Genomic DNA, 8,367 nt, shown 5'->3' with positions numbered 1-8,367 from the left:
CACGCGGTGTGTCAGGCGCAACCCGGTTGACTGGGTTCAGGGCCGCTTCGCAGCCCATCGCGAGCAAGCTGCGCTCCTACGGCCTCCGGCCAGAATCAAAAGCCACGAATGATCGTTCCCACGCTCCGCGTCCCGTTTATGACGCGGAGCGTCACCAAAGGCATTCCCACGCGGCGCGTAGACACGATCAGCGAATAGCTACCATCAATCCAGCTTCAACACCTTGGCCAGCACGATCTTGGGCCCTTTCATCTTTTTGATGATGATGCGCAGGCCTTCGACTTCCATGACCTCTTCTTCTTCGGGCACGCGTTTGAGGCTGTCGTAGATCAAACCCGCCAGGGTTTCGGCCTCGACGTGGTCCAGGTCAATGCCCAGCAGACGCTCGACCTTGAACAGCGGCGTATCACCCCGCACCAGCAGCTTGCCCGGCTGATACGCCAGGATGCCACGCTCGGCCTTGCGGTGTTCGTCCTGAATGTCGCCCACCAACACTTCCAGCACGTCTTCCATGGTCAGGTAACCGATGACCTTGCCGTCGGCTTCTTCCACCAGCGCAAAGTGCGCGCCGCCCTGGCGGAATTGCTCCAGCAGTCGCGACAGCGGCATGTGCTTGGACACGCGCTCCAGCGGACGCGTCAGCTCGGCCAGGTTGAACGATTCGGGCATGTGATCGAGGGCTGCCAGCTCCAGCAGCAGATCCTTGATGTGCAGCAGACCGACGAACACTTCGCGATCAGCGTCGTACACCGGATAACGGCTGAACTTGTGCCGACGAAACAGCGCCATGATCTCTTTGAGCGGGGCGTTGCAATCCAGCGTCACCAGGTCTTCGCGGGAGTTCGCCCAGTCGACCACTTCCAGCTCGCCCATTTCCACGGCAGACGCCAGCACCCGCATCCCCTGATCACTCGGATCCTGGCCACGGCTGGAGTGCAGAATCAGTTTCAGTTCTTCACGGCTGTAATGGTGTTCGTGATGCGGGCCGGGTTCGCCCTGGCCTGCAATGCGCAGAATGCCGTTGGCGCTGGCGTTGAGCAGGTAAATGGCCGGGTACATCGCCCAATAGAACAGGTACAGCGGGACCGCCGTCCACAGCGACAGCAGCTCGGGTTTGCGGATGGCCCACGACTTGGGCGCCAGCTCACCGACTACGATGTGCAGGTAGGAAATCATGAAGAACGCGGAGAAGAACGAAACGCCTTTCACCACTTCCGGCGATTGCACGCCTACGGCTTCCAGCACCGGCGCCAACAGGTGCGCAAATGCGGGTTCGCCCACCCAACCAAGGCCCAGGGAGGCGAGGGTAATACCCAGCTGGCAGGCGGACAGGTAAGCGTCGAGCTGGCTGTGAACGGTACGGAGAATGCGGCCGCGCCAGCCGTTCTTTTCGGCGATGGATTCAACCCGGGTCGAGCGCAGTTTGACCATGGCGAATTCGGCGGCAACGAAGAAGCCGTTGAGCAGAACCAGAATTATTGCGAAAAGAATCATGCCGAAGTCGGCAAAGATGGAGGCGAGGCTTAAAGCAGGGGAAGGGTCCATGATGGAGTTTTGCGGATTCCGTATGATCAAAAAGGGGTGTGCCGCCCGGAAACAGGGCGGCACAAGAGGCGCAATTTAGCGGCTATCGGCCAGCTTGGCTAGGCTTTGGTCATTTGGATCGGCGGGAAGTTGCAGATAAACACGCTGCCCTTGCCGATCACGCTGTTGATCTCAAGGGTGGCGCGGTGGCGCAGCAGGACGTGTTTGACAATGGCCAGCCCTAATCCAGTGCCGCCGGTGTTGGACGCCCGGCTTGAGTCCACCCGGTAAAAGCGCTCAGTCAGACGCGGCAGATGTTTACTGTCGATGCCAATCCCGGAGTCTTGGACGCTCAGATGCGCGCCGCGTGAGTCGGTCCACCAGCGCACGCGGATCTTGCCTTCGGCAGGGGTGTATTTGACCGCATTGAAAATCAGGTTGGAAAACGCACTGCGCAGTTCCGGTTCGCTGCCCTTGAGATTGATCTCGTCGTCGATATCCAGGGTGATTTCCTGATTTTTGCTGCCGGACAACGCCTGAGCATCATTGGCGATGCTGCGCAGCAATGCGGGGACTTGCACCGGCTGATTGTCGGACGGGTAATCGGTGGCCTCCAGCTTGGCCAGCAACAGCAGGTCATTGAGCAGCGTCTGCATGCGCCCGCCTTGCTGATTCATCTGCTGCAGCGCGCGAACCCAGCGCGGGTTCACCTCATCCACATTGTCGAGCAAGGTTTCCAGGTAACCGCAGATCACCGTCAGCGGCGTGCGCAGTTCATGGGAAACGTTGGCGACGAAGTCCTTGCGCATCTGTTCGAGCTGATGAATACGCGTGACGTCGCGCACCAGCATCAGGTGCTCGTTGTTGCCGTAGCGGGTGATCAGCAACTGAATGCGCAGACGCTCACTGACCGGCGACGGGATTTCCAGCGGCTCGGCGTAATTGTTCTGCTCGAAATATTCTTTGAAGCGCGGGTGGCGCACCAGGTTGGTAACGGGCTGGCCGCTGTCCTGGGGGGTCTTGAGGCCCAGCAGGGTCTCGGCGGCGCGGTTCCACCATTCGAGGTTGCCGTCGCTGTCGAGCATGATCACCGCGTCGCGCAGGGCGGCGGTGGACTCCTGAACCCGGTCGATGACCGCTTGCAAGCGTCCGCGCACGCGCATGTCACGGCGCTGCAGGTGATAAATGCTGTCGAAGACTTCGCCCCACAAGCCGTATCCGTCAGGCGGTGGCTCGTCGGGTTTGTGATCGCGCAGCCAATGGTGCAGGCGCATCAACTGTTTTAACGTCCACGCCAGATAGAGCGCCAGACCGATTGCCAGGCACCAGCCGTAATGTCCGCTGACGAGGCCAGCCAGCAGCGAAGCCGTGACCAATAGCAGCAGGTGACGAATCAGCGTGCCGTGCCAGTTGTGATTCAATTAAAACGCGTCCTTGTCGTGAGCACACTGCAGGCGATCGCCCCAAACGCTTTTTCAGCTTTTGGTCGAAAAGCGATAGCCAGTGCCGCGCACGGTTTGTACCAGATTCTCGTAGGCATCGCCGAGGGCTTTGCGCAGGCGACGAATGTGCACATCGACCGTACGCTCCTCGACATAGACGTTGCCGCCCCAGACCTGATCGAGCAATTGCCCGCGAGTGTAGGCGCGTTCCTGGTGCGTCATGAAAAATTGCAGCAAGCGGTATTCGGTGGGGCCCATCTCGGCAGGCTTGCCGTCGATGGTCACGCGGTGGCTGATGGGGTCGAGCAGCAGGCCACCCACTTCTATTGGCGATTCGCCATCGGTAGGGCCTGCGCGGCGCAGCACGGCTTTGAGGCGAGCAACCAGTTCACGGGGGGAGAAGGGCTTGGTGATGTAATCATCGGCGCCGACTTCAAGACCCTGGATCTTGTTGTCTTCTTCGCCTTTGGCGGTGAGCATGATGATCGGGATGTCGCCGGTCAGCTCGTCGCGCTTGAGCCTGCGGGCCAACTCGATGCCCGATGTGCCGGGCAGCATCCAGTCAAGCAGGATCAGGTCGGGTTTGCGATCCACTATGATGGCGTGAGCCTGTTGCGAGTTCTCAGCCTCCATGCAGTCGTAGCCAGCCATTTCCAGGGCAACGGCGATCATCTCGCGAATCGGCGCTTCGTCGTCAACGATCAGAATGCTCCTGCCAACCATGCCTCGAACCTCTTGTCATTTAACTGTCTTGGGGCGCATTAGATAACGGAATTATTGCAGTCGTGTGACAGGTTGTTGAGTCGCTGGCGGCAGATGTGGGTCTAGCGCTAAGCTTGGGGTATTGTCCTACAACGTTCTTGCCCAATAACGACCAAGAAAAGAGGATTCATCTGATGGCTAAATCTTCATCTTCCCTGAAGGGTTTGCTGGCTGCCGCTGCGCTTTTTGCATCCGGCCTGGCATTCGCTGCCGACCCTGCAATGACTCAGGACGGCATGCTGGTGACCCACGATGGCATGACGCTTTACACCTTCGACAAGGACACCTCGGCCGGCAAATCCGTCTGCAACGACACGTGCGCTACCAATTGGCCGCCACTCGCTGCATCGGAGTCCGATAAATCCGTGGGCGACTGGACCGTCATCAAGCGTGACGACGGTAAATTCCAGTGGGTTTACAAAGGCAAAGCGCTGTACACCTTCAAAAGCGACAAAGCCGCTGGCGACAAACAAGGTGACGGCAAGGGCGACGTCTGGCATATCGCCAAGCCCTGAGCCTCGGATCGCGCTGCGCTGACCGCCGTGTCAGCGCAGGGCGTAATCCATGAAGATCCCGACGAAAATTGCCAGCCCCGCCCAGTGGTTATGCAGGAATGCCTTGAAGCAGGCCTCGGGCTCGCGGCCACGGGTCGACACGAACTGCCAGACGAAACACCCCGCCGCGACCAGTAGCCCGATATAAAAGCACAGACCCAGCGCAAAGCGGGCACTGGCCAGCAGCAGGCATCCCAGCGCCAGGGATTGCAGCGTGAGGATCACAACCCGGTCAGCATCGCCAAACAGCACAGCCGTCGATTTTACGCCGATCTTCATGTCGTCTTCGCGATCGGTCATGGCGTAATACGTGTCGTAACCCACCGTCCACAGCAGGTTAGCGATATACAACAGCCACGCAGCGGCCGGGACGTCACCAGTCTCAGCGGTGAAGGCCATGGGCATCCCCCAGGAGAACGCGGCGCCCAGCACCACTTGCGGGTAATAGGTGTAGCGCTTCATGAACGGATAGCACGCGGCCAGTGCCAGACCGCCAAACGATAGCCAGATCGTCGTTGAGTTGGTCAGCAGCACCAGCAGAAAGCTTGCGCCCACCAGGACAGCAAACAACACTAGCGCTTCTTTGCTGCTGACTTTGCCGCTCACCAGCGGGCGATGTTCCGTGCGTTTGACGTGGCCATCGACCTTGCGGTCGGCGTAATCGTTGATCACACAGCCGGCGGCGCGCATCAGGAACACGCCCAGGACGAAAATAACGATATTGGCCAACGACGGCGCGCCTTTGCCGGCGATCCACAGTGCCCACAGCGTCGGCCACAGCAGCAGGTAGACGCCGATGGGCTTGTCGATGCGGGTCAGTTGCACGAAGTCCCATGCGCGGGGATTGAGGCGATTCAGGGATTTGAGCAGAGATACGTACATTAGCGGCGCTCCGGAATGGAGGGTTCGACGCGCTCGATGACACGCCACACAAGGGGTAGGAAGATTTCGGCGACCAGGATGCTCAAGCCCGCGCGGCGAAAGCACGAACGGCGTGCCCACAGCGCCTCTTGTGCATCGGCTGCGGGTAGCCAGGCCACTGGATAACGACAGACCTGCATCGGGCCGCGCACAAACGCGCGGTCACTGAACAGTAGCTCGCCCAGTGAGCGCGTGCCGAGCGCTTCCATGTCCAGGCCGTCGTGTTCCAGTGCGTTGCGGGCCGCGACACTGCGTGCAAATACCCAGTTGTCGCCATGACCGCGCAAATACACTTCCCGGACCCAGCCTTCACTGCCTGGCGCCAGCTCCAGCGCAGCACATTCGTCGGCGCGCAGCGCTTGCCAGCCTTCGTGCAGCGGCGTGACGCTGAAGCTGTTGTCCGAAAGCCGGGTAAGTCGTCGGGTCAATGAGTCTTCATTGAAGAGCCAGCGCAGAATCATGGGCTCGGGGGTGTCGATCAATTGATCGCGCAGATGCCAATGCTGGGTTGGGGATGCGGGAGTTTGCTGGGTCACGGCAGGTAGGGGTTTGGCAGCAATCGAGGCGGCGAGCTTAGCATGGTTGCGGGTCCGGGCCGACGACCGGAGCAGGTCGTTTGCAACGATGACGCTTGCTTCCAGACGTTGCGATCAGTAAAACGCCCTGACCCAGTCAATAAATCGGCGGTGACGCGAACAGACTGGGCGCGTGAACCCCGCCTGAGCACATAAAGCCTGAGAGTATCGACCGATGAAAAAGTGGCAATGCATTGTTTGTGGCCTGATTTATAACGAAGCCGATGGTTGGCCGGACGACGGCATCGCGCCTGGAACCCTCTGGCAGGATGTCCCCGAGGACTGGCTCTGCCCTGATTGCGGCGTGGGCAAAATGGATTTCGAGATGATCGAAATCGGCTGATCCGTCTTACCTTTTATTCAGGCCTTCAACCAGGAGAACGCATGAACGCACCTGTCGTCATCATCGGCACCGGCCTTGCGGGCTACAACCTTGCCCGGGAATTTCGCAAGCTCGATGGCGAAACGCCGCTGCTGCTGATCACCGCTGACGACGGCCGTTCGTATTCCAAGCCGATGCTTTCCACCGGCTTTGGCAAGAACAAGGAAGCTGACGGTCTGAGCATGGCCGAGCCCGGCACCATGGCCGAACAATTGAAGGCAGAGGTTCGAACCCATACACGCATCAGCGGCATAGACCCCGGTCACAAGCGTCTGTGGATCGGCGAGGAAGCGGTGCACTACCGCGACTTGATCCTGGCGTGGGGCGCGCAAGCGGTGCGCGTGCCGGTGGAAGGGGATGCCGGCGACGAGATTTTCCCGATCAATGATCTGGAAGACTACGCGCGCTTCCGTGCGGCGGCGGCGGGCAAGCGTCGAGTGCTGATTCTGGGTGTCGGCCTGATCGGCTGCGAATTTGCCAATGATTTGATACTCGGCGGCTACGAAGTCGACTTGCTGGCACCCTGCGAGCAAGTCATGCCGACGCTGCTGCACCCTGCGGCGGCCAACGCTGTGCAAGCCGGGCTGGAAAGCCTGGGGGCGCGTTTCCACCTGGGCCCGGTGTTGACCCGTCTGTCGCGAGCCGAACAAGGGCTTGAAGCGCATTTGTCCGATGGCCAGATCGTGGCGTGTGATGTGGTGGTGTCGGCCGTAGGCCTGCGGCCTCGGGTGGACCTGGCGGCAGCGGCGGGGCTTGAGGTCGGACGCGGTGTGGTGGTTGACCGTCAGTTGCGAACGTCCCATGGCAACATTTATGCACTGGGCGATTGCGCTGAAGTCGATGGCTTGAACCTGTTGTACGTGATGCCCTTGATGAGCTGCGCCCGTGCGCTGGCGCAAACCCTGGCCGGTACGCCGACCGCCGTCAAATACGGGCCAATGCCGGTAACGGTCAAAACGCCGGTGTGCCCGCTGGTGGTTTCGCCGCCGCCCAAGGGTACCGAGGGCTTCTGGAGCGTTGAAGGGCAGGGCGCGGACATCAAAGCGTTGTGCCACGATGCCAGCGGCAACCTGCTGGGTTATGCACTCACCGGCACTGCCGTCATGGAAAAACTGGCACTGAACAAGGCGTTGCCGCCGTTGTTGGCTTAAATACCGGTCGTTCTGTCGGATAACCCTCGTTTTTGTCCCTACAAACGTCGAGCACGCACTGGCGCAGCTCTCGGCCGCGTGCCATCCTCATTTCCGTCAGCCGCAACGTAGAGCCGTTGCGGCGCCTGCTCGCTGCTCAGGATGAGTAGCACGGCACATAACAACAAAAAACTGTAAAAGAGGCTTCATATGCGTAAACCAGAACTCGCAGCCGCCATCGCTGAAAAAGCAGATCTCACCAAAGAACAAGCCAATCGCGTACTCAACGCCGTCCTGGAAGAAATAACCGGCGCATTGCACCGCAAGGACAGCGTTACGCTTGTTGGCTTTGGTACGTTTCTGCAACGTCATCGCGGCGCACGCACAGGTAAAAACCCTCAGACTGGCGAGCCGGTGAAAATCAAGGCAAGCAACACGGTTGCCTTCAAACCGGGCAAGTTTTTGAAAGACAGCGTCAACCCGTAAACCGCTCGACGCCTTAGCGGGAGGCGCAGAGCACGAAAAGTGGGCATATCAACAGGCGTTGAATGCCCATTTTTTTATGCCTGGTCGTCAGCGACGCGACGGTCTGCCTCGCCACTTTGCGACCGATGGGTTCTACTTGCCCCGGCTTTATTGAGCCCCGTTACACTGCCGGTCGGTCGCTACATCCAGACCGGTTCAGTTGAGAGCCTTGCGCATGAAGTTTCGTTTTCTACTGTGGATGCTGGGGCTGCTGATGGCCCGGGCAAGTCGCAACAACCCCGCCTTTGCCCAGCAGCTGGCGGGCAAGGACCTGACATTCCAATTGCAGACCTTTGACGGCAAGGTGGCCCGTCATTTCATCGTCAAGGACCTGCGGGTAAGCAGCCGTAGCGGCGTGGTCCCTGAGCCTGCCTTCTTGATCGCTTTCAAGGACGCCGGGTTTGGCTTCGCCGCGCTGCAGGCGAAGAACAAGCAACTGGCATTCATGCAGGGGATTCAGGACAAGGACATTCTGGTGAAGGGCAACACGGGCCTGGTGATGTGGTTTCAGGGCTTGATGAAGTACCTGAAGCCGAGAAAGAAGAAGTAGCC

General features: G+C 59.8%; 10 protein-coding genes. 5 read left to right on the top strand and 5 right to left on the bottom strand.

The features are described 5' to 3' along the window. Window positions 1-204 precede the first annotated feature (204 nt). From ABQX22_RS07765 to phoB, 3 genes are all read right to left on the bottom strand, one after another. Complete coding sequence (locus ABQX22_RS07765; protein WP_349798134.1) at window positions 205-1,545, bottom strand: hemolysin family protein; 1,341 nt, start codon at window positions 1,543-1,545, stop codon at window positions 205-207. Between the two features lie 98 nt (window positions 1,546-1,643). Further along, window positions 1,644-2,945 (bottom strand): phosphate regulon sensor histidine kinase PhoR, encoded by a 1,302-nt coding sequence (gene phoR, locus ABQX22_RS07760; RefSeq protein ID WP_349798132.1) that lies wholly within the window; start codon window positions 2,943-2,945, stop codon window positions 1,644-1,646. A 54-nt stretch (window positions 2,946-2,999) separates the two neighbouring features. Next, complete coding sequence (phoB, locus tag ABQX22_RS07755) at window positions 3,000-3,689, bottom strand: phosphate regulon transcriptional regulator PhoB (RefSeq protein ID WP_111758630.1); 690 nt, start codon at window positions 3,687-3,689, stop codon at window positions 3,000-3,002. Between the two features lie 173 nt (window positions 3,690-3,862). On the opposite strand from phoB, the gene ABQX22_RS07750 reads away from it, so the two are divergent. Further along, on the top strand, window positions 3,863-4,243 hold the full coding sequence (locus tag ABQX22_RS07750) for a COG4315 family predicted lipoprotein (protein WP_349798130.1): 381 nt from the start codon (window positions 3,863-3,865) through the stop codon (window positions 4,241-4,243). Between the two features lie 30 nt (window positions 4,244-4,273). Here ABQX22_RS07750 and ubiA read toward each other — a convergent pair whose 3' ends face one another. Next, entirely contained in the window at window positions 4,274-5,164 is an 891-nt protein-coding gene (gene ubiA, locus ABQX22_RS07745) for a 4-hydroxybenzoate octaprenyltransferase (RefSeq protein WP_349798128.1), read from the bottom strand. Beyond that, complete coding sequence (locus tag ABQX22_RS07740) at window positions 5,164-5,664, bottom strand: chorismate--pyruvate lyase family protein (protein ID WP_441005252.1); 501 nt, start codon at window positions 5,662-5,664, stop codon at window positions 5,164-5,166. Before ABQX22_RS07740 ends, ubiA begins: the two co-directional genes overlap by 1 nt. A gap of 289 nt (window positions 5,665-5,953) precedes the next feature. Here ABQX22_RS07740 and ABQX22_RS07735 point away from each other — a divergent pair, with 289 nt between their 5' ends. The 4 genes from ABQX22_RS07735 to ABQX22_RS07720 all read left to right on the top strand — a co-directional run bounded on the left by ABQX22_RS07735 (window position 5,954) and on the right by ABQX22_RS07720 (window position 8,365). Next, complete coding sequence (locus tag ABQX22_RS07735; protein WP_002555879.1) at window positions 5,954-6,121, top strand: rubredoxin; 168 nt, start codon at window positions 5,954-5,956, stop codon at window positions 6,119-6,121. A gap of 41 nt (window positions 6,122-6,162) precedes the next feature. Then, window positions 6,163-7,311 (top strand): NAD(P)/FAD-dependent oxidoreductase, encoded by a 1,149-nt coding sequence (locus ABQX22_RS07730; RefSeq protein ID WP_349798120.1) that lies wholly within the window; start codon window positions 6,163-6,165, stop codon window positions 7,309-7,311. A 189-nt stretch (window positions 7,312-7,500) separates the two neighbouring features. Continuing rightward, window positions 7,501-7,776, top strand: a complete 276-nt coding sequence (locus ABQX22_RS07725; RefSeq protein ID WP_003177201.1) for an HU family DNA-binding protein — start codon at window positions 7,501-7,503, stop codon at window positions 7,774-7,776. A gap of 214 nt (window positions 7,777-7,990) precedes the next feature. Continuing rightward, the gene (locus tag ABQX22_RS07720; RefSeq protein WP_349798117.1) at window positions 7,991-8,365 is read left to right on the top strand and encodes an SCP2 sterol-binding domain-containing protein; all 375 of its coding nucleotides are present in this window, start codon (window positions 7,991-7,993) and stop codon (window positions 8,363-8,365) included. Window positions 8,366-8,367: the final 2 nt, after the last annotated feature.

This window comes from Xanthomonas sp. WHRI 1810A, assembly GCF_040202885.1.
Lineage (GTDB): Bacteria > Pseudomonadota > Gammaproteobacteria > Pseudomonadales > Pseudomonadaceae > Aquipseudomonas.
This window is presented reverse-complemented; position numbering and strand designations above follow the sequence as displayed.